Below are 20,298 nucleotides of genomic sequence, written 5' to 3'. Positions count from 1 at the left end.
CGATTTATCGTTTCGGCGTACATTCCGCGGGCGTATCGTACCGGACGGGCCGGAACTTTCCCGATGCGGCGGACTCACGGGCCTGGACGCACATCAAGGCGCTTAACAGGCCGTCGTCCATTGTAGCGACCGGGGAAGCAGCACCCCGCATAATCGCGGCGAAATTGGCCGCAAGGGCGGAGTCGCCGCCGAAATGATTGTCGCCCGCTCCGATCTCGTAAGTCTCCACGCGGGGCGTGTGATGCATGAACACTTTCACCTGGCTCGTGTAGAAATCGAACTCGACGGTGCCTTTGTACCCGAGGAAACGCGCTCCTCTGGAAGCGGCCGCACGCCGGGCGAAGAAGTTTTGCGAATACGACACGTGCATGCCCGATTCGTAGCGGATCAGCGCGCTCCCGGAATCCTCGTTGCCGGTGTCCTCGGCGTATACGCAGTATTCCCATGTCTCCGGGATATCCTTGGAGGGGAACGCGGTGCTGTCCGGGCAAGTCCGCTTCTCTTCGCAATCGGCGCATTTCAGTCCCGCAGGCTTCGTGCCCTTGAAAATCTGCTTGGACGTCATGGCGGCCACGTCCGCCGGAGCGAGGCGGAGAACCGAATTGATATAGTCGAAGTCGTGTGTCGCCTTCTGGAGAAACAGTCCGCCCGTTTCGGCTTCGTCCCGGTACCAGTTCTGGTAGTACACAGCTCCGTACGGCACGTTATTGACGGCCTGCACGTGCTCGACGGTGCCGATTTTGCCGGAATCGATGATTTCCCGGACCATATTGACGATAGACGTGACACGCAGGGGGAACGATACTACAACCGGCGAACGGGATGCCTCGTAGCCCTGTTTCAGCGTCAGCAGATCCTCCATCGTTGTCGCGACGGGCTTTTCCAGATACAACGGAAGATTGCGGGAAAGCACCTTGAGCGCCATAGGCGTGTGCAGGGAGCAGCGCGTTCCGATCAGAACGCCGTCCAGCCCTTCGTTGTCCAGCATCTCGTCGGCGGATTCGTAGAAAGAGATGTCCTCCCGGCCCTTTTCACGAAACTGTTCCCGCAGTTCTCCGAGGCGGATATCCGTGACGGCCGTTATTTTGCAGTCGGGGTCCTCCTTCATGATCTCCGACGCAACGTGGCGGATGCGGTCGCCATAGCCGATTATTCCCAGGTTCATAGAAGCTCCTCTTTTCTGAAAGCGCATTTGGATAAAGTTAACGTCCTTTACGTTCAGTATAAAAAGGGAAGCCTTCTTTTTCTTTGTCCGAAGGGCCGGATTTTTTGTCCCTTTTAGATGAAAACGGTGGGGGGTGTCAGAATGGGGAAGAAGGAATCACGGAACAAAAACGGTGTCCGGGAAGTTCTGACTGCCGGGAAAAAGCAGGAAAACCGGAAAATTCGGGATGACCAGGTGAAGCTGGAGGAGCAAGAGGTGCAAAAGGGAAACTTGGAAGCACAAGAAGCGCAAGAAGTACAAGAAGCACAAGAAGCACAGGAAGCGCAAGAATCACAAGAAGCTCGCACCCGGGAATTTCAAGAAGCTAGGGAGAGCGGAGAAAACCGGGAGGCTCGCGAAGCTTGGGAAGCCCGGGAAACCCGGGAAACCCGGCTTAACCGGATGCAGAGGACGCATCTGGAGCAGGTAATCGAGATACGCAGCCTTATCACGATGTACTATTTCGAGCATGGGAAGGACTATGTGTTCCGGGGAGAGCGGCATAACTTCTGGGAACTTCTGTACGTGGATAAGGGAGAGATCGAGGTAGTGACCGATGACGCGGGGCACGTTCTGAAGCAGGGCATGGCCATCTTCCACGAACCGAACGAATTTCACAGCTTTCGTGCCGCCCCGGGCAGAGCGCCCAATGTTATCGTGCTCACCTTTGACTGCGATTCCCCCGCTATGAACGCCTTCGCGGGCGGGGTGCTGAGGCTGAAGGACGAAGAAAGGGAGCTGCTGGCCCGGATTGTCGAGGAGGGGGAGAACGCGTTCGAATTTCCGTTCGAGTATCCGCTGAAGCGAAGAGAGAAGGCTCTGCCGGGCTCCGAGCAGCTGCTCCGCTGCTATTTCGAAGCGTTCCTGATCCGGCTGCTGAGGCGGGCGCCGTTTGACCGGGAGGTTTCGCGGGCTCAGATGTCCTCTCCGGCACGACAGAAAAATCAGGAAGAGCTGGCGGCGAGAGTGATCGCCTATTTGGAAGCGAATGTGGAATTACCCGTCACGCTGGATGAAATTTCGCGTCATTTTCATATCGGCAAAACGGTGCTTAAAGAGACTTTTAAAGCGCAGACCGGAACCACCGTCATGAAATATTGGAGCCGGATCAAGATGAGTCAGGCCAAGCTCCTTATCCGGGAAGAAACGTGCAACTTTACGGAAATAGCCGGGAGGCTCGGATTCGGGAGCGTGCATCACTTTTCCAAAACGTTCAAGAAAGCGTCCGGCATGAGTCCGTCCGAATATGCCCGTTCCGTGAAAGCGAGAATGGGGCCGGAAGACGGCCGGGTGTAATCAAGATCGAACAAGGCAAGGAGGACGAAACGGTGGGAACACAAGCCAAAACTAACGCGTGCCGGATGCTCGACAAACTTGCTGTCCCGTATACCCTTCACGAATACGAGTGGGACGAAGATCAGCTTGATGCCGGAACCGTGGCGGGTAAAGTCGGCATCGGAATCGGAAGCCTGTATAAAACCCTCGTTCTGCGCGGGGACAAAACCGGGGTTCTGCTGGCGTGCATACCGGGGGACAAAGAGCTTCACTTGAAGGCGCTCGCTTCGGTAAGCGGCAACAAGAAGGTGGATATGGTCCCGGTGAAGGAGCTGCAGGCGCTGACCGGGTACATACGGGGAGGGGTATCTCCTCTCGGCGCAAAAAAGAACTACCCGCTGTATCTGGAGCGGGCGGCCCTGGACACCGAGCCGGTCAGCATTTCGGCCGGCCGGCGCGGGCTGCAGATTTTCCTCAGCGGGAGGGATCTTGCGGCGGCGGCGGACGCCATTCCGGCCGACATCACGCACTAAGGGGCGCGAATAGCCTTCACGTCGTCAGGCTCCGCCGGAGGTCCCGCGCATACAAAAGCCCGCCAGCGTATATGCTGGCGGGCTTTTCCGGTCCCCACGCAAGATGCGGGCCGGACGGTTTCGCTGCCGGAAACGAGCAGCCTGTGCCGCGGAGATTACTTAACCGTTTTCGGCTCCGGGTAGTCGACTCCGAGCGTATCCACCGTGACCTTCTTCATGGCCGGCGGAGTTTTCGGACGGTCGTTGGCTTCCGTAGGCTGGTTGACGATCTCATCGACCGCCTCCATGCCTTCGGTTACTTTACCGAAGGAAGCGTACTGGCCGTCGAGATGAGCAGAGTCCGCTACCATGATGAAGAATTGGGAGCCGGCCGAATCCGGATCTTGGGCGCGGGCCATCGAAAGGACGCCGCGGGTATGCTTCAGCTCGTTCTTGAAGCCGTTTGAGGTGAACTCGCCCTTGATGCCGTAGCCCGGACCGCCGGCGCCGGTTCCTTCGGGGTCGCCGCCCTGGACCATGAAACCGGGGATGACCCGGTGAAAGATTTTGCCGTCGTAAAATCCTTTTTTGATAAGTGAAATGAAATTGTTCACCGTATTCGGAGCCACCTCGGGATAAAGCTCCGCTTTGATGATTTTGCCGTTGTCCATTTCGATGGTCACGACGGGGTTTTTACCGTCCGTCTTCGGCGGTTCCGAACCGCCCGCGGAGCCGGCTGTCGTCGGGGACGGTGTCGGAGCCGGAGTTGCCGTACCGCTGCTGTCCGTCTTCGCTTTCCCGCATCCCGCGGCGATGACGAGAAGAGCCATCACGAGAAGCAGAAGACCTGTAAAACCTTTACGCTTGCCTGTCATGTCATTTCTACCACCTTATCTGCATGTTTTCGTTTCTATCATACCGCGTTTGGATGCCGGATGGAAATTTTGGGAACCGCAAAAACGTATGTATCCAAGTTTTTGACTTGGTTCCCGGACTATGCTACATTTAATTCGTACATAAATTGTGGACAATTCAATTTTTGCAAATCAAATAAAAGCGGGGTACCTGTACCGCCGCCGGGCAGCCGCCCCTGCAGTGCGGGACCGCGAGATCATGGAGGAAGTTGACGATGAGCGTATATCCTTATTCGGCCAGAAACATTCGAGGAACGGAAACGAAGCTTGAAGAGTACACAGGCAAGGTGCTGGTGATCGTCAATACCGCAAGCCAATGCGGGTTTACGTCGCAGTATGCCGATCTGCAGAAGCTGTATGAAAAATACCGCGACCGGGGACTGGTCGTTCTCGGATTTCCGTGCAACCAGTTCGGCGGGCAGGAGCCTGGCACGAATGAGGAAGTCAACACCTTCTGCCAGCTCAACTACGGCGTTACGTTCCCCCTGTTCGAGAAAATCGACGTGCGCGGTGAAGAGAAGCACCCGCTTTTCGCTTACTTGACGGAACAAGCTCCTTTCGAAGGCTTTGACCTGAATCATCCGAGCGGTAAAATGCTGAACGCGTTTCTGTCCGAAAAGCAGCCGCATCTGCTCGAAGGCAACGATGTGAAGTGGAATTTCACCAAATTCCTCATCGACCGCGAGGGAAGCGTCGTGAAGCGCTTCGAGTCGGGTGTCGATCCTCTGGATATGCAGCCCGCCGTCGAAGCGGTCCTGTAACAAAACTCGGAAGCAAGAGCAGCATGTCTGCCGGAGAACCTTATCCGCCCAAAAGAAAAGGAACCTACGTCGTAGGTTCCTTTTGTGCGAACAGGGCCAGCTTTTCGAACGGGTTGTTCGTGAAGCTGTCGCCGGTTTTGTACACGACCTCCGTCGTATACAGGGGAAGATCCCCCGCCTGGTTGCGCTCCAGCGCGAGCCGGTCATGCAGATGGATGAACAGCTTGGCGGTATTCATCGCATCGTCCAGGGCCCGGTGATGGGAGCCGTCGAACGGGATATTCCAGTATTCGAGGGCGGTTTTGAGGCCCATCTGCTGCTGCTTTTCCTGCTGGACGAGTCCGGCCATGAGCTTTTGCAGGTTGTTATGGTTGCAGATCCAATCCGTCTTGACTCCGTGCATCCGGCAGTCGCTGCCAAGCTGGATCAGGTCGTCGGGACCCCACGCGCACAGATAGTATTCTCCGTCTCCGATCCACTCCAGCAGACGTTCCAGTACGAGCGGCCAGGACTCCGCCGATTGCAGATCGCTTTGCTTAATGCCGGTCAGGGCCTGGGTAGAAGCGGAAACAACCGGGGACCGGTCCGGTTTTACGAAAGACTGGAACGTGCCGGTTACGGCAGGTTTGCCGTCCGTGAATTCAACGGCCGCCGCTCCGATTTCGATAATTTCCGAAACGTGGATCTTTTTGCGGGTAACGGTCATCTCCAGATCATACACAATTACTTTCAAAGAAACTCACCTCCTAGAGAGAAACCCTCATCATATCGTGTGCCAGCTTCACACCGGGTGTGCCGGTTTTTTTATATTGGGCTAAAACCTCTTCATAAGGCTCGTCATCCGTAAGATGAATGGCGATCACTTGAGGGATCCGGTCGACCGGATAGTAGGTCAGGATGCCTTCCAGGCTGGTATGGATGCTCATATCGCCCCGTGCCTGTGTCGCTTCATGAATCAGAACGTCTATCCGGGGCTGGCTGCGTATCCATTCGCTCGGCGCCGTGTCCGCCGAATAGATAAGCACTTTGTCTCCGGATTCGACCCGGATGCCGGACGTGGAGCCCGCATGCAGACTCGTAAAGGCGGAGACGGTCATATCGCCCTGCTCGAACAGGGTTCCGGGCTCTGCGCAGTCGAACGGCTGCACCGTGATCTCGAAGCCGATCGGCCATTCGTCCGTCCGGTAGGCGCGGAGAATGTCGCCTAGCTGGTCCCGGTGATCCTGCGGGCAGCAGATGATGAGCGGCTCTTTTCTTTTGCCGAGCCACATGCCCCAGAGCAGGGAAGGGAGACCGAAAATATGGTCGATATGAAAGTGAGTAAGAATGACCCCCCGGATGGACGGCAGCGGAATTTCAGCCTGCTTCAGTTTGCCGAGCGGATTGCCGCCCACGTCTATCATCCAATTGCCTTCCTCATGCTGAAGAAGCAGGTAAGTGTTGTCCCTCTCTCTGCTTCCCGAAGCGCTGGCACTTCCTAATATAAGAACGTCCATGGTGTTTTCCTCCGATCTGTTTGTCCCAAGTACTTATAAATGTATCGGCAATCGGCGGAATGTGCAAGAAAATCCTTGAAGGGGCGCCGTTTTCGGCCGTTCGGTCCCCACGGCGGTTCTTAAGAAAGAAAATTTGCGCTTTCTGCCCTCGGATGTTTTGACGTCACTTGCAAAATGGTAAGCTTAGAACAAACGGAACCGTTAGGACGGAGGCTGCGTATGACCATTTATAATAAACTCGTTCGGGATCGAATACCGGCCATCATCCGGGAAAACGGACAGAGCTGCCGCACGCGTGTGCTCGGCGAAAGAGAATACGGACTTGAACTGAGGCGGAAGCTCGGGGAAGAATGGAACGAATATCTGGAAGCCGGGGATGACGCCCATGCCGTGGAGGAGCTGGCCGATCTGCTGGAGCTTCTGCATGCCCTGGCGGATGTGCACGGTACTTCTCCGGAAGAATTGGAGGCTGTACGCAGGCGGAAAGCGGACAAGCGCGGAGGGTTCCGCGACAGGATTTATCTGCTGGAAACCGTAGAGAAGGAGAAATAGAGTGCGGTAAAGCGATGTTTGTCGAATAAAATCACGCTTTGTCATTTATTTTTCCGAATAGGCAGGAAATATAAGTGGATTTGGCGAATTTTGTCATCTTAGGTAAACCTGCATAAAGACTGTTCTTTTTCTAATTCTCTTCAGAGGTGCATACATAATGATTAAATCAAGAGCAACGTCGTTCCTGGCGTCCATGTATATCGGGATCGTGCTGCTTACCCTGCTGTTCGTCCCGGCCACGGCGCGGGGGCAATCTCCGCTGGATACATTCAAGATTACCGAATGGGCCTATAAATGGGACAGTCAGGGGACTGGCTCTGGTGAGACACAGGCTCCTGCCGGCACTGACGGATGGATGCCCGCCAACGAGAAGGGAGACATGCCGGTCAAGCCGGAAGGCGTTTCCGCACTCTGGGTGAAAATCGAGCTGCCCCGCCTGGACTGGGACGAGCCGGGCATGCTGATCGGAAAACTGTACGGCCACCGCATCGAAGTTTTTACGGATGAACGTAAAATCTATAAAGCGGGACACACGTACGTGTACGATAAGAACCGGCTGTTGATTCCGCTCAGTGCCAAAGAATCGGGCAAAACGGTTTATATTCATATCGAAACGAACAGCGACCGGATCGGGCTTCAGAAAAACGTGAAAATCGGAGATTATCAGGCGCTGCTTCCCGGCTATGTCAAAGCGAATCTGTCCGATGTTTTATTGGGCTGCGCCTTCGTGTTCATTGCCGTTCTGATGCTGATCTGCACCGTTTTTCTGAACCGGGGGCAGCTTGCCAAATGGCTCTCGCTCAGTCTCGTCATTTTGACCATCGGGATGCTCATGATCGGGTCATCCCAGTTTACGTATACGTTTTTTGAAGATCAGGGCAAGTGGGTCGAAAGCTTGTTCGACCTGGCGCTGCTTGTGTTTTTGCCGACTCTGACGGTATATTTCGAACAAATATTGGGTCACGGAACCTGGTCGATGCTGACGAAGTACCGCTGGTTCCAGATCGGATTCTCGGCTATCTGTATTTTGTTCCAGCTGGTTAACCACCTGGCCTCCTACCGGTATGACAAAGCTTATTATTTCGTAACGGTTACGCTTCTGGGGGTTACGATGCTGATTCAATTCGTGCTGCTGATCGGAATGGCCATTACCCACGCGGCCAAGGGCAGCAAGGACGGGGTGACTTTAACGACGGGAATCGGTCTGTTCGCGGCATCCGGAATCGTCGACCTGCTCGTATTCTATGCCAAGAACGAACAGTACGAATTTGTTTACTGGAAGTTTGGGATCGTGTGCTTCGTGACATCACTGATCATTATTCTCGGCAGGGGATTTGCCCGCGATCACGAGAAAATCGTGAGATATTCCAAGGAACTGGTCATGTACAACAATGAGCTTCAGCGGGCGGAGAAAATGGAGATCATAAGCGACCTCGCCGCCTCCGTGGCTCACGAAGTGCGCAACCCTCTGCAGGTGACGAGAGGTTTCCTTCAATTGGCCGCGGAGAAGCTGGATCAGAAGGAAAAAGGGTACATGAACATGGCGATCGAGGAACTTGACCGGGCCTCCAACATTATTACGGACTTTCTTACGTTCGCAAAGCCGCAGCTGGAGCATATCACGTCTCTTAACGTCTGTCAGGAATTGAAGCAAATCGAGGGCATCCTGGTTCCGCTGGCTAATCTGCAAGGCGGTGAAATCACGCTGGAGGTGCCGGAGGACCTGTACATTGAGGGCAATTCTTCGAAATTCAAGCAGGCGTTTATTAATATCATTAAGAATAGTATCGAGGCTTTGGACGGGCAGGGGCAGATCCGGATCTGGGCGTACAAAGAGAAGAATGAAGTGTGGATTCATATCCGGGATAACGGGGAGGGGATGGAAGCAAAAGAGCTCTCCAAACTTGGAGAGCCTTACTTCTCAACGAAAACCAAGGGGACTGGCCTGGGTCTTATGGTCACTTTCCGGATCATCGAGGTTATGCATGGCCGTCTGGAATTTAAGAGCGAGAAAGGTGTCGGCACTGAAGCGGTCGTCCGGTTTCCATCGATTCTAGGCTAGTCGTTTTGTAGGGGGATTACCAGACGCTGTTCGGGTCGGATTCGGCGCTGAGCACTTCAGCCGGATTAGGAGGAATCACGAGAAAGTACCGGCCCGGTGCTTCATCCAAGACTTTGACGTCCGCCGTTTCCGGCAGCTCGATGTCAAAGGCTTGTTTCAAGGCTCCTTTGGGATCGTTCAGCAACGCTTTCTTGAATTCAGGGTCCGCCCAAGCTTTCTCAATGATTTGATTTTTCAAAATCTCTTCTGCTGACACAAGGCTCATCCTTTCAAAGTAAAGGGATCACATTCCGCCCTGAGTATAGCATGGGTATAGGTCTAATGTCATTATGGTTTGTTTCTTTTTGACAGCAGATAGGTAAATCCTCCTAGTTCCAAAAGTCCCCTTTCTTTGTCGATCCGCGCAGCCTCCGTCAGGAGATCATCCAGCAGGGATTGATGAAAGGCATCCATATGCGGGGTATGGAACGAGCCGGTCCGGGCACCGGCGGAGTAGGCCGCAGCGGCCTCGGCATAATCGCGCAGGCAGCCGTGGGTGAACACGGCTTGTTTGACGTTGTCTTCCGTAAGCGGCTCATCCGGCTTCAAACCTTTTCGTGTCCGGATCAGAGAGAGGAGGCAGTTGTAGCTGCCCATCTCCAGATCTTCCCGCCAGTCGGCCCAGTCATCGGCCATTTGCAGGGCCAGCAGCGTATGATCGGTCTGCCGCGAGAACGGCCGGATCAGCTCTTCCTGACCGCTTAACAACAGGACGCCCGTACTTGCCAGCTTAACGGGAGCGGCTTTATGTGCGATGCGGAGGGGATCTACGCGGAAATAATCCGCTTCGTTCTCCCGGACCGCACATTCCGCCCACTGCCGAAGACAGGTGTCCGCGTACGCCCAGAACGGGGAATCGGAAGGGAAGTACCCACGGTAGAGAAGGGAATATTCGGCCTGGAACAGATTCGAGAGGGGCAGCATCATCCGGCGCTCTTCCGCTCCCGTATCGGTGTCCATGAGATCGTCCTGGACGAAAAAATGAAGCATGACGAACACATTGGCTAACGAAAGCGTTCTGTACGTACCGGCGGGGAGTTTGGTCTGTTCCCTCAGCCAGAACGGCAGCAGATAGCAGATGTAGTTCTTCGTGCTGTTTTTTTTCAGGGGATGAAACTTGTCCAGATAGTCCAGACCGGCCGTGTTCAGCGGGACGGGAAAGGAGGAAATCCGGCGGACCGCCTCATCGAAAACAAGCTCCAGTTCTTCTCTATAGTCCGTGAACCATTTCATGCGGGCACCTGCCTCCTCTTTGTTCTTTTCCAAGTATAGGCCACAGGAACTAGACCGGCAAGATACGCGAGGTTCTCTTTTGTGCAAAAAATGAACTCAACTCTTACCCGTCTTCCTCCGATAAATAAAAGGCTGACATACATAACTGGAGGAGAAGCAGATGAATCAGGTGTGGAAGAAAATGAAGCCGAAAAATTCCCTGAAAACAAAGCTGATCGCCGCTTTTCTGCTGCTTTCGCTTGTGCCGCTGGTCGTGACATCCGTCGTTCTTCTGAATATGGCGAAAACCAACACGGAGAACGAGATTGCCTACAACATGAAAAACCTGGCGAAGTCCAATGCCGATAGCGTAGATTACTGGGTGCGCCAGCGAATATCGCTGGTCGAAGAGATGATACAGAAGCATCCCGAGATGGCTAAAGGGGAAAAGACCCAAATTTTGAGCGTGCTCAAGACGGTAGGGGAAATCGACAAAGAATTCGAGTACTACGCCTACGTGGAGAAGGATGGTACCAGTACAAACACCGCGGGCCTCGTATCGAAAGTCGGGGAACGCGATTATTTCAAAAAAATGGCCGAGACCAAAAAAACGGTCGTCAGCGACATGCTGATCAATTCCAAAACGGGAAAACCGGTTATCGTCATCGCCGTGCCGATCGTGGAGGGAGGCGAGTTCCTCGGCGCCATTCATGCGGTCATTAACCCGGACATTCTTCAAAAGCTCATAGCAGGAGTCAAGGTGGGTGAGAGCGGCTTCGGTTACCTGATCTCGGGTAATGGGACGTATTTGACTCATCCGGAAAAAGAACGGATCGGGAAGAAGCTTGATGAGGTCATGCAGCCGACCGAGCTGAAGAAGTTCAAAGAACAGGTACTGGTGCAAAATGACGGGGAAGTCGAGTACAAGTCGGTCGAAAACATAGCCCGCACGGCTTCCTATCATACCGTATCGGCCACCGGCTGGAAGATGATTGTCCTGACCAATGACGTCGAGGTTCTGGAGACACTCCAGAAGTTTGTCCGGACGACTACCCTCATCATTCTGATCGTGTGCATCCTGGTTCTGCTCATATCCTGGCAGATCGGCAGGGTGGCCGTTGCGCCTATGCTGCATCTTTCGGAAGTGTTGAAGAAAGTTGCCGGAGGAGATCTGACTCCCCGCTTGAAGGTAACTTCGAAAGACGAAATCGGAGATATCGCTCAAAATACGAACAAGATGCTCGAATCGGTGAGTGCGATCATCGGGGACGTGAGCCTCATGGCGGAGCAGGTTGCCGCTTCTTCGGAAGAGCTGACGGCTTCGTCGGCCGAATCGGTCGAAGCATCCAAGCACGTGGGCCAGTCGATCGAAGAAATCGTCCGGGGCTCGGAAACGCAGGTGCAGAGCGCCGAGCAAAGTTCGCAGGCGATGGAGGAGATGGCCGGAGGCATCCAGCGGATTGCGGAGTCTTCGTCGACGGTTGCCGATACGACCAACCGGACAGCCGCCGAAGCGAAGCAGGGAAACAACGCTATCCAAATGGCCGTCCGTCAGATGGATTCTATCCGCGATTCCGTAACCGCGACTTCCGGAGAGCTTAAGACGCTCGGCGAGCATTCGCGGCAAATCGGCGACATCGTCGAGGCGATCACGCAAATCGCGAGCCAGACCCAGATGCTTTCGCTCAATGCCTCTATCGAGGCGGCCAGAGCGGGCGAGCATGGGCGGGGCTTTGCGGTCGTCGCGGGCGAAGTGAAGAAGCTCGCGGAGCAGTCCGCTAAATCGGCCGCGCATATTACGGAGCTGATCGCGCACATTCGCACGTCCACGGATAATGCCATCACGACGATGGACCGGGGCGTCGCGGAAGTCGGCAAAGGTGCGGAAATTATCCATATTGCCGGGATTGTCTTCCAGGATATTTACACGGCCGTTCAGAACGTATCGGATCAGATCCGTGAGGTTTCCGCGGCAACGGAGCAAATGTCCGCAGGCTCCGAGGAAGTGAGCGCATCTATGATGGAAATGCTGCAAATCTCTCAAGGGGCGGCCGACAATGCCCAGATGATTTCGGCGGCATCCGAACAGCAGCTTGCTTCTATGGAGGAAGTTTCCTCCGCAAGCGAGTCTTTGAGCCGGATGGCTCAGAATTTGCAGGAGAGCCTCTCCAAATTCAAAATTTGACCGTATTTAGAATGAGACCTGCTTTCTCTCCGGAGAAGCGGGTCTTTTCCTTATGCGGTGAGACCGTGCGGTGAGACCGGCTGCTGACCGGCGGCGCAGCGCGCCTCGGATTGACGCGCCAAATTAACCCGACCAGATGGATTTGGTTATGTAACTGTGTTAATTTTATATAGAGATTATTAACGAGAGGACACACATTCATGTTCGGTCTTGAACACCTTGAACCGGATACCTCTTTCCTTACTTTGGAAGGGGATTGTCCGGTATCGCAAGCCAAGGCTCTGCTGGAACAGGTCCGTTTTGTGATCGTGGACACGGCCCCCGGCGCAGCTTATATTATTTCCTATCAGGAAGCCAAATTTCTGGATGTGTTTCATCCGGATATGACTATAGAGGAGTGGGTCCGCCGTACAGGCTGGCCCTGCTCGGCCGTTCTGCCGATGTCCAGGCTGGGCGGGCTTCAAACCGATTGGCAGAAGCCTGTTCTGGTTCTCGGTGATGATTCGGAAAAGCTCGGCATCGTTACGGCCGAAGCGATGATGAATTGTTTGCAGCAGGAGAAAAGGCAGTTGGTGTCTTATTTGGACACCCTTGTGGAAACCGTTAACGACGCGGTGACGGCCGTGGACCGGGAAGGCCGCGTGATTTACTGGAACCGGACGGCGGAACAAGTATACGGGATCGGCAAGCAGGACATTATCGGCCGGACGATCGGCGAGCATTTTGAGAAAGAATCGATCATGCTTCATCAAATATTAGACGAGGGCCGTACGATCCGCCAAGTCTATCATCAGCCGGCTCCGGACACTCATGTCCTGATCAGCGCTTCCCCGATTGTGGAAAATAATCAGATTATCGGCGGAATAGCCACGGAGCAGGATATTACGAGGATCGTTCGTTTGAACGAAGAGTTGTATTCGGCCATACCGCTGCGGATCGAGCAGGACAAACCCTTCTCGTCCATTATCGGAATGGGCCACGACATCAAGCGTTCCCTGGAGGTCGCCCGTAAATTCGCCCGTTTCAGCACCCCGGTGCTGCTTGTCGGGGAACCCGGCTCGGGCAAGGAGATGCTCGCCCAGGCCATACACTACAGCAGCGAACGCAAAGACGCCGCTTTCGTCTCTCTGCACTGTGGAGCCATTCCGGGCGGTCTGCTGGAAACGGAGCTTTTCGGCTACCAGGGAGGCGCTTTTACAAGCGGGGAAGATCACGGCAAGGAAGGGAAGCTGGAGCTTGCCGACGGCGGCACTCTTTTTCTGGAGGAAGTAGGGGAAATGCCTCTGGATATCCAGCTCAAGCTTTCCCAGTACTTAAGAGACAAGTCCTTCCATCGCTCAGGCGGGGAAGAGAGCATCCGTACGGATGCGCGGATTATCGCCACGACGCATACTTCGCTGCAGCCGCTTATGGAGCAGGGGCTTTTTCTGGAAGATTTGTTTTATCAGCTCAATGTGATGAGCATCGAAATCCCGCCTCTGCGCGAACGGAGAGAAGATATCCCGGAGCTGGTGCAGGCTTTTATCCGGGAATTTACCGAGCACTATCACAAGCCTGTTCCCAGGATCGATCCGGACGTGCTGAACGTACTTATGAACCATGACTGGCCCGGCAATATCCGGGAGACTGCGGAATGTCATGGAGCGCGCGGTCATCCTTTGTGAGGGGGATACGATTACGGGCATCCACCTGCCGCCGGGTCTTTCCTCCAAAATGCAGCATGCCGGGAATTTCCCGGAAAGAGAGGAAACGGGTGCGGGGAAGCCTCATTCCTCTTTTCAGCAGGAGGATCATCTGATCGAAGAAGCTCTGCGCAGGGCGTACGGCAACAAAAGCGCGGCCGCCAAGCTGCTAGGTATTTCCCGGGGAACTCTCTATAAGAAAATGAGAGAATACGATATTCAGACGGAGTAGCGGCAGTTACCGGAATACGGACACATGTATCTTGTTTTAAGCACCTCAGGACAGAAAACTGTTCAGAGGTGTTTTTTTGTTGGCTGAAATTAGAAGAAAGTGTATACAAGTGATGAACATTATTGTATTATTGGACATATATTAAACATATGTGTTCATTTATGTGAACACATTATTCTATAATTTGGAATATGGAGGCATCTTTATGGAAGCCATCATGAGAAATATGTTCCAAGCGCTGGGCAAAAGCCATTCGGCAAACAAAATGGCCAAAAGGTTCGGCCTCCGGTTTGGCGCCGCCCGGTTCGTAGCGGGAGAATCCATTCAACAGGCGATTGAAGCTGTCCGCGGATTGAACAGCGACGGCCGTCTGGCCACGCTGGATCATTTGGGCGAGTTTGTATTCAGCGAGGAAGAGGCCAACGAATCGGCCGAGATGTGTATCAGGACTTTGGAAGCGATTGCAGCGTCCGGTGTCAACTCGAATCTTTCGCTTAAAATGACATCGCTGGGGCTGGATATCAGCAAGGATCTGTGTCTGCAGAACATGCGCCGGATTCTGGACTGCGCCAAGAAGCACGGGAATTTCGTCCGCATCGATATGGAGGATTACGAGCACTGCCAGATCACGCTCGATATTCTGCACGAGCTGCGCGACGAATACGATAACGTCGGTACCGTCATCCAAGCCTACTTGTACCGCTCCGAGCAGGATATCCGCGATCTGAACAGCATTCGCGCGAATCTGCGTCTGGTCAAAGGCGCCTACAAGGAATCGCCGAAGGTTGCTTTTCCCGAGAAGAAAGACGTCGACGACAATTATAAAAAGATCATTAAACAGCACTTGTTAAACGGCAATTATGCCGCTATCGCCAGCCACGACGAAGCGGTCATTAATGAAATGAAAGCTTTTATCCGCGATATGAAGATTTCGGGGGATCGATTCGAGTTTCAGATGCTTTACGGAATCCGCGAGGATCTCCAGAAGCAGCTGGTTGCGGAAGGATACCGGGTACGCGCTTACGTGCCTTACGGAATCGACTGGTTCGGGTACTTTATGAGGCGGCTTGCCGAGCGCCCGGCCAACGTCTGGTTTGTGTTGAAAAACTTTTTTAAATAATTTTTTAGATAACCTACATTATTCCTTAGGAAGAGGTGCCTACTATGTCTACGAACCAAACGACAATTGCCCCATTCAAAAACGAGCCGTTTACGGATTTCACGCAAGAGGATAACAAAAAAGCGATGCGGGAAGCACTGGCTAAAGTTAAGCAGGAACTTGGCCGGGAGTACCCTCTTCACATCGGCGCGGATAAAGTAACGACCGAGGACAAAATTGTCTCGATCAATCCCGGAAACATCGACCAGGTAATCGGCCGTGTCAGCAAAGCCACCCAGGAGCTCGCCGAGCGCGCTATGCAGACGGCTTTGACTACCTTTGAAACGTGGAAAAGAGTACCTGCCCGCGAACGCGCCGAGTATTTGCTGAAAGCGGCGGAATTGATGCGCCAGCGCAAACATGAATTTTCGGCCTGGATGATCCTGGAGTCCGGAAAGAACTGGGCGGAAGCGGATGCCGATACGGCGGAAGCGATCGATTTTATGGAATTTTACGCGAGAGAAGCGATCCGTCTGAGCGAGACGAACACGCATCAGCCGCTCACGAAGCTCGACGGTGAAGATAATCGCGTGACGTACATCCCGCTGGGAGTCGGCGTGGTGATTCCACCGTGGAACTTCCCGCTGGCGATTTGCGCCGGTATGGCTACGGCGGCTGTCGTGTCGGGGAACACGGTGCTTGTGAAGCCGGCATCCACTACTCCCGTCATCGCCCACAAGTTCGTGGCTCTTATGGAAGAAGTCGGCCTGCCTGCCGGCGTAATCAATTACATTCCGGGCAGCGGCGCCGAAGTCGGCGACTACTTGACGACGCATCCGAAAACCCGTTTCGTCAGCTTTACCGGTTCCAAGGAAATCGGTCTCCGCATCAACCGTCTTGCCGCCGAAACGGCGGAGGGTCAGATCTGGATCAAGCGCGTTATCGCCGAAATGGGCGGCAAGGACGGAATCGTCGTCGATGAAACCGCCGATTTAGATGCGGCTGCCGCAGCCATTACCGCTTCGGCTTTCGGCTTCCAAGGCCAGAAATGCTCGGCCGGTTCCCGTGCCGTTATTGTGGAATCCGTCTACGACGAGATCGTGGAGAAGGTTGCGGAGCTGACCAAGAAGCTGGAGATCGGTGTCCAGGATGACAACTACGCCGCAGGTCCCGTAATCGACGAGAACTCGTACAATAAAATTCTCGAATATATTGAAATCGGCAAAAAAGAAGGCCGTCTCGTTACGGGCGGCGGCAAAGCCGAAGGAAACGGCTATTATATCCAGCCGACGGTGTTTGCCGATGTGGACGGGAAGGCGCGCATCATGCAGGAGGAAATTTTCGGTCCCGTTCTGGCCATCGCGAAAGCGAAAGACTGGAAAGAAGCGATTGCCATGTACAACGATACCGAATTCGGCTTGACCGGCGCTTTCTTCTCCAAAGACGAAAGCCGTATCGAGACGGCACTGCAAGATATGCACTGCGGCAATCTTTACATCAACCGCAAATGTACGGGTGCGCTGGTCGGCGTACATCCTTTCGGAGGCTTCAATATGTCCGGCACGGATTCCAAAGCGGGCGGCTACGACTATCTGCTTCTGTTCACACAGGCTAAACTGACTTCCAGAAAACTGTAAGACTGCTTGGAAAAGCTTATGGAAGCGGAAGATTTACGTCCAACGATCCGGTTCAGCCGAATCGCGAAGAGTGTAAGTGCTCTTCCATAGCAAGCTGCTTTAAAGATACAGGGCGGAAAGGAACGAAAGTTCCTTTCCGTCTTTTTGTTATTCATGAGGTGAATTAAATCTTTCCCCTTTGGGTTAAACATCATATGATTGCTGTAACGCCTATTATGTTTTTGCAGGAAGAGAGGACCTTATTTATGCTTAATTCACTAAAAGCTATCGAAGCATACCGCCGGGGTGAAGAAACTTCGGTTTCTGCGTATACGTGGCTCCGGCTTCTCGTTTCGGCGGAAGAGCGGATCGTCAATCTGGAACGAATCCGTTCCATTCATGAGCTGGCCGAAGCCAACCCGGTACTCGATTATGTGGAAAGAACGCTGCGCATTCTGGACGGGATCGGGCTTTCTTTTTGGGTAAAAGAAATTTTGGAAACCGTGCTCGTCTGGTCCGAAACGGCCAAGGGCGGAACGGTCCGACAGCGGATGCAGTGGCAGGCTGACGGGATCAATTTGTTCGTACATAATATCGGGTCTGCGCAGCTCTTTGACCGTCTTAACGAAATGGGTGAGACGGAGGCGGATAAGCTTCGCGTAATCCGTACCCTGATCGAAACGCACGGCTTGATCGGCCAGTACATACGGGGTGAAGTTCCGTTCGAAGGAAACGAACCTTTGACGGAAATCGTCAAGGAAGGGCTTCTGACTCCGGAAGAGCTCCAAAGTCTTCTGCTTCCTTTAAATCATTGTGTCATCGGCGCCGTTTCGCCCGAATTGTGGAACACGGTGCACAGCGATGTGGAGGAGCTGGCCGGGCATATCTCAAAGGGACAGCGCCCTGGAGAATGGTCGGTCCGTGAACGGCTGCGTAAACTGAGAAGCGGCTCCATCCGGCAGGGGGAGAACTTCGAAGCCGAATACGAGCGGGTAGCGGAAGCGCTGGAAGCGGCTGAACTCGCCCGGAGGGAAACACCGGGAGAAGGGGAATCCCGGAACCTGGACGTATTGAGCGGTGTAGTGCTTGACGCTGGGATTGGACAGACCGGACAGACCGGGCATGCTGCGGAGACTGGACAAGCCGTGAACGGGCAGACCGGGCATGCTGCGAAGAGTGGACAAGCCGTGAACGGGCAGACCGGGCATGCTGCGGAGACTGCCCGGCACACCGAACACATCCTCGAAAAAGCGCTGCAACCGCTGGCCGGGAAAACACTGTGGTATGTGGAATCCGCGCTTCAGGACTTCAGCCTGGAGGAAGTTGTGAAGATCTTTATGCTCGCATTGCAGACGAGAACAACAACTACCGCCATGCCGGAGGAGCCGGTCCACCATATCAGCTTCGAGAAGCTGATGAACGCCATGTATTACGATTACAAAGGCGTAAAGAAAATCAATGTTTACAAGAAGCGTATCATCGAGAAGTTTCTGCGGGAGTTTGCCTTTGAACATATTGGAACCAATCGGGCGCCTGTAAATCCCCACCTGGCTTATAAGGTGGAACGCAGCCCTTCGTCTGCGGACACGGTCTTCTTCACCTTCGAATTTTCGGCCGCCGCCGAAAAACTAATTGAATTTTGTATGGAAGCGGAAAAGTCTCCGCTCTACGAGAAAGCGGTATTGCTTTTGTTCGATCTTTTCGAGCTGCGACGCGACGCGTACGACCGGTTTCATAACGAGGACGAATATCTGGAGACGATGAACCGGACCGCAGACTACAAGAGCGTGATGCTGGAATTTATAACGGGGGAAAAAGTGCTCGATATCGGGCCGGGCGGCGGAGTTATGCTGGACCTGATCGAGCAAAGGCTGCCGGATAAACAGCCGGTCGGGATTGACATTTCCACCAATGTCATTGAGGCGTTAAACCGCAAAAAGCAGTTGGAAGGACACCGCTGGGAGGTTCTGAAAGGCGACGCGCTCAACCTGAAAGATTATGTGCATCCGGGAACCGTCGGAACCGTCATTTTCTCCTCCATCCTGCATGAATTGTATTCTTATATCGAATGGAACGGGTCCAAGTTCAACCGGGATACGATTGCAGCCGCTCTGCGCAGTGCTTACGACGTCCTGGCCGTGGGAGGGAGAATCATTATCCGTGACGGTATCATGACGGAACCCGTAGAAACAAAACGGCGCATCCGGTTTCTGGCCCGAGAAGACAAGGAATGGCTGGAGCGGTATGCGGGCGATTTTGCCGGCAGACGGATACAAGTCGAGTATACGGCAGATGGCGATGCGGTAATGCCGGTGAATGATGCGATGGAATTTCTCTATACGTATACATGGGGAGAGGAAGCCTACGTTCACGAAGTGCAGGAGCAGTTCGGTTATTTTACGCCCTCTGACTATGCCGATTTTATCGGAAAGGTGCTGGGCCCGGAAGCCGTTATTATGGAGTTCCGGCACTTCCTGCAGGAAGGTTACACGGACGCGCTTGCGGACAAAGTCGTTTTCATGGACGAGACCGGCGATCCGGTTCCCCTTCCGGACAGCACTTGTCTCATTGTTATAGAAAAAAGAGGAGAAACCCATCTTGACAATTAGTTTTAATATGTCATAATGATAATATCAAATTGATAATATATTATTTTCTCTAGGAAACGGCAGGTGAAAACATGGACCCGAATTCCGAAGCCCGGAACTACTCAGCGGACAAATACAGAACCCCGGACGGAGCTCCCGCGGATATCGTGATTTTTACGATCACTTCGACCGAACGCGGCACGATCAAAAAATCTCTCCCTCACCGGGAGCTGCAGGTTCTGCTTATCCAGCGCAAAGGCTGGCCTTTCGCCGGCCAGTGGGCGCTTCCCGGCGGCTTCTGCAAGGAGACGGAGACGGTCTACGATTGCGCAAAACGTGAGCTGCAGGAGGAAACAGGAGTCGGGGAGGTGCACATTCAATACTTCAATGTGTACAGCACGCCCGGCCGTGATCCGCGGGGTTGGATCATCTCGCATGCTTTTTTCGCGCTGGTGCATGAACAGTACTTGGCCGGCAGGCAGGCGGCGGACGATGCAGCCGACGTTAAGCTTTTTTCCGTGGAAGAGGCGCTGGAGATGGAGCTGGCTTTCGATCACAAGCAGATTCTCCAGGATGCCTTGGATCAGGTTCGCAGGCAGATGCTGACAACGATTATCGCCAAGGAATTTCTGCCCGATGAATTCACGATCAGCGAATTGTATCAGGTTATCCGGACGCTGGTGCCGGAGTTTGAGGAGAAAAATTTTATCCGGAAAATTACTTCCACTCAAAGCCGCAAAGGCATTATAGAGGAAGTGAGGGATTCACGGGGTGAGCTCAAGTTCTCTAACCGCTACTCCCAGCGTGCGGCCCAGCTTTACCGGTTTACCGGTGATGTGCCTCAGCTGTCCTTGTACAGCTAGGCTTTT

General features: G+C 53.9%; 18 protein-coding genes. 12 read left to right on the top strand and 6 right to left on the bottom strand.

Translation table 11 applies throughout. The features are described from left to right. Positions 1-4: 4 nt before the first annotated feature. Positions 5-1,165, bottom strand: coding sequence for a Gfo/Idh/MocA family protein (locus tag ABC395_RS21710; protein WP_413005923.1), 1,161 nt, complete (start codon positions 1,163-1,165; stop codon positions 5-7). Between the two features lie 141 nt (positions 1,166-1,306). Between ABC395_RS21710 and ABC395_RS21705 the strand changes: the two genes are divergently transcribed. After that, a complete protein-coding gene (locus tag ABC395_RS21705; protein ID WP_413005922.1) occupies positions 1,307-2,500 on the top strand; it encodes an AraC family transcriptional regulator in 1,194 nt (397 codons plus the stop codon). Positions 2,501-2,532: 32 nt separating this feature from the next. Next, positions 2,533-3,012, top strand: coding sequence for a Cys-tRNA(Pro) deacylase (ybaK, locus tag ABC395_RS21700; RefSeq protein ID WP_413005921.1), 480 nt, complete (start codon positions 2,533-2,535; stop codon positions 3,010-3,012). A gap of 155 nt (positions 3,013-3,167) precedes the next feature. Here ybaK and ABC395_RS21695 read toward each other — a convergent pair whose 3' ends face one another. Next, entirely contained in the window at positions 3,168-3,866 is a 699-nt protein-coding gene (locus ABC395_RS21695) for a peptidylprolyl isomerase (RefSeq protein ID WP_413005920.1), read from the bottom strand. Between the two features lie 254 nt (positions 3,867-4,120). Between ABC395_RS21695 and ABC395_RS21690 the strand changes: the two genes are divergently transcribed. Then, entirely contained in the window at positions 4,121-4,666 is a 546-nt protein-coding gene (locus ABC395_RS21690; RefSeq protein ID WP_413005919.1) for a glutathione peroxidase, read from the top strand. A gap of 64 nt (positions 4,667-4,730) precedes the next feature. Here the strand turns inward: ABC395_RS21690 and ABC395_RS21685 are convergent, their stop codons facing one another. Both ABC395_RS21685 and ABC395_RS21680 read right to left on the bottom strand, forming a co-directional pair. After that, entirely contained in the window at positions 4,731-5,399 is a 669-nt protein-coding gene (locus ABC395_RS21685; protein WP_413005918.1) for a 3'-5' exonuclease, read from the bottom strand. Positions 5,400-5,412: 13 nt separating this feature from the next. Further along, complete coding sequence (locus ABC395_RS21680; RefSeq protein WP_413005917.1) at positions 5,413-6,162, bottom strand: MBL fold metallo-hydrolase; 750 nt, start codon at positions 6,160-6,162, stop codon at positions 5,413-5,415. A 219-nt stretch (positions 6,163-6,381) separates the two neighbouring features. Between ABC395_RS21680 and ABC395_RS21675 the strand changes: the two genes are divergently transcribed. Beyond that, positions 6,382-6,714 (top strand): pyrophosphohydrolase domain-containing protein, encoded by a 333-nt coding sequence (locus tag ABC395_RS21675; RefSeq protein WP_413005916.1) that lies wholly within the window; start codon positions 6,382-6,384, stop codon positions 6,712-6,714. 157 nt (positions 6,715-6,871) lie between these two features. Continuing rightward, positions 6,872-8,776, top strand: coding sequence for an ATP-binding protein (locus tag ABC395_RS21670; RefSeq protein ID WP_413005915.1), 1,905 nt, complete (start codon positions 6,872-6,874; stop codon positions 8,774-8,776). Between the two features lie 16 nt (positions 8,777-8,792). Here ABC395_RS21670 and ABC395_RS21665 read toward each other — a convergent pair whose 3' ends face one another. Together ABC395_RS21665 and ABC395_RS21660 are read right to left on the bottom strand one after the other, a co-directional pair. Next, a complete protein-coding gene (locus tag ABC395_RS21665; protein ID WP_413005914.1) occupies positions 8,793-9,041 on the bottom strand; it encodes an NHLP leader peptide family RiPP precursor in 249 nt (82 codons plus the stop codon). A 62-nt stretch (positions 9,042-9,103) separates the two neighbouring features. After that, positions 9,104-10,048, bottom strand: coding sequence for a hypothetical protein (locus ABC395_RS21660; protein WP_413005913.1), 945 nt, complete (start codon positions 10,046-10,048; stop codon positions 9,104-9,106). A 160-nt stretch (positions 10,049-10,208) separates the two neighbouring features. Here ABC395_RS21660 and ABC395_RS21655 point away from each other — a divergent pair, with 160 nt between their 5' ends. From ABC395_RS21655 to ABC395_RS21625, 7 genes are all read left to right on the top strand, one after another. Further along, positions 10,209-12,212 carry a methyl-accepting chemotaxis protein gene (locus ABC395_RS21655; protein ID WP_413005912.1) on the top strand — a complete coding sequence of 668 codons (2,004 nt, stop codon included), beginning with the start codon at positions 10,209-10,211 and terminating at the stop codon, positions 12,210-12,212. Positions 12,213-12,412: 200 nt separating this feature from the next. Beyond that, positions 12,413-13,876: a sigma-54 interaction domain-containing protein gene (locus ABC395_RS21650; protein ID WP_413005911.1), complete on the top strand. Its 1,464-nt coding sequence runs from the start codon at positions 12,413-12,415 to the stop codon at positions 13,874-13,876. Further along, positions 13,851-14,126, top strand: a complete 276-nt coding sequence (locus tag ABC395_RS21645) for a helix-turn-helix domain-containing protein (RefSeq protein ID WP_413005910.1) — start codon at positions 13,851-13,853, stop codon at positions 14,124-14,126. Before ABC395_RS21650 ends, ABC395_RS21645 begins: the two co-directional genes overlap by 26 nt. 205 nt (positions 14,127-14,331) lie before the next feature. Continuing rightward, on the top strand, positions 14,332-15,246 hold the full coding sequence (locus ABC395_RS21640) for a proline dehydrogenase family protein (protein ID WP_413005909.1): 915 nt from the start codon (positions 14,332-14,334) through the stop codon (positions 15,244-15,246). Positions 15,247-15,290: 44 nt separating this feature from the next. After that, positions 15,291-16,862: an L-glutamate gamma-semialdehyde dehydrogenase gene (pruA, locus tag ABC395_RS21635; RefSeq protein ID WP_413005908.1), complete on the top strand. Its 1,572-nt coding sequence runs from the start codon at positions 15,291-15,293 to the stop codon at positions 16,860-16,862. A gap of 245 nt (positions 16,863-17,107) precedes the next feature. After that, the gene (locus ABC395_RS21630) at positions 17,108-19,450 is read left to right on the top strand and encodes a class I SAM-dependent methyltransferase (protein ID WP_413005907.1); all 2,343 of its coding nucleotides are present in this window, start codon (positions 17,108-17,110) and stop codon (positions 19,448-19,450) included. 71 nt (positions 19,451-19,521) lie between these two features. After that, the gene (locus ABC395_RS21625) at positions 19,522-20,292 is read left to right on the top strand and encodes an NUDIX domain-containing protein (protein WP_413005906.1); all 771 of its coding nucleotides are present in this window, start codon (positions 19,522-19,524) and stop codon (positions 20,290-20,292) included. The last annotated feature ends 6 nt before the right edge of the window (positions 20,293-20,298 follow it).

This window comes from Paenibacillus canaveralius (genome assembly GCF_047238265.1).
In the GTDB taxonomy this organism is placed as follows: domain Bacteria; phylum Bacillota; class Bacilli; order Paenibacillales; family NBRC-103111; genus Paenibacillus_F.
Note: the sequence above shows the minus strand (reverse complement) of the source record. Positions and strands in the feature narration are given on the sequence as shown.

Coding starts and splice junctions, on each gene's coding strand:
- ABC395_RS21670 (WP_413005915.1), top strand. CDS start 6,872: ATGATTAAATCAAGAGCAACGTCGTTCCTGGCGTCCATGTATATCGGG.
- pruA (WP_413005908.1), top strand. CDS start 15,291: ATGTCTACGAACCAAACGACAATTGCCCCATTCAAAAACGAGCCGTTT.
- ABC395_RS21710 (WP_413005923.1), bottom strand. CDS start 1,165: ATGAACCTGGGAATAATCGGCTATGGCGACCGCATCCGCCACGTTGCG.
- ABC395_RS21650 (WP_413005911.1), top strand. CDS start 12,413: ATGTTCGGTCTTGAACACCTTGAACCGGATACCTCTTTCCTTACTTTG.
- ABC395_RS21640 (WP_413005909.1), top strand. CDS start 14,332: ATGGAAGCCATCATGAGAAATATGTTCCAAGCGCTGGGCAAAAGCCAT.
- ABC395_RS21690 (WP_413005919.1), top strand. CDS start 4,121: ATGAGCGTATATCCTTATTCGGCCAGAAACATTCGAGGAACGGAAACG.
- ABC395_RS21630 (WP_413005907.1), top strand. CDS start 17,108: ATGCTTAATTCACTAAAAGCTATCGAAGCATACCGCCGGGGTGAAGAA.
- ABC395_RS21660 (WP_413005913.1), bottom strand. CDS start 10,048: ATGAAATGGTTCACGGACTATAGAGAAGAACTGGAGCTTGTTTTCGAT.
- ABC395_RS21655 (WP_413005912.1), top strand. CDS start 10,209: ATGAATCAGGTGTGGAAGAAAATGAAGCCGAAAAATTCCCTGAAAACA.
- ABC395_RS21705 (WP_413005922.1), top strand. CDS start 1,307: ATGGGGAAGAAGGAATCACGGAACAAAAACGGTGTCCGGGAAGTTCTG.
- ABC395_RS21625 (WP_413005906.1), top strand. CDS start 19,522: ATGGACCCGAATTCCGAAGCCCGGAACTACTCAGCGGACAAATACAGA.
- ABC395_RS21665 (WP_413005914.1), bottom strand. CDS start 9,041: ATGAGCCTTGTGTCAGCAGAAGAGATTTTGAAAAATCAAATCATTGAG.
- ABC395_RS21695 (WP_413005920.1), bottom strand. CDS start 3,866: ATGACAGGCAAGCGTAAAGGTTTTACAGGTCTTCTGCTTCTCGTGATG.
- ABC395_RS21645 (WP_413005910.1), top strand. CDS start 13,851: ATGGAGCGCGCGGTCATCCTTTGTGAGGGGGATACGATTACGGGCATC.
- ABC395_RS21675 (WP_413005916.1), top strand. CDS start 6,382: ATGACCATTTATAATAAACTCGTTCGGGATCGAATACCGGCCATCATC.
- ABC395_RS21680 (WP_413005917.1), bottom strand. CDS start 6,162: ATGGACGTTCTTATATTAGGAAGTGCCAGCGCTTCGGGAAGCAGAGAG.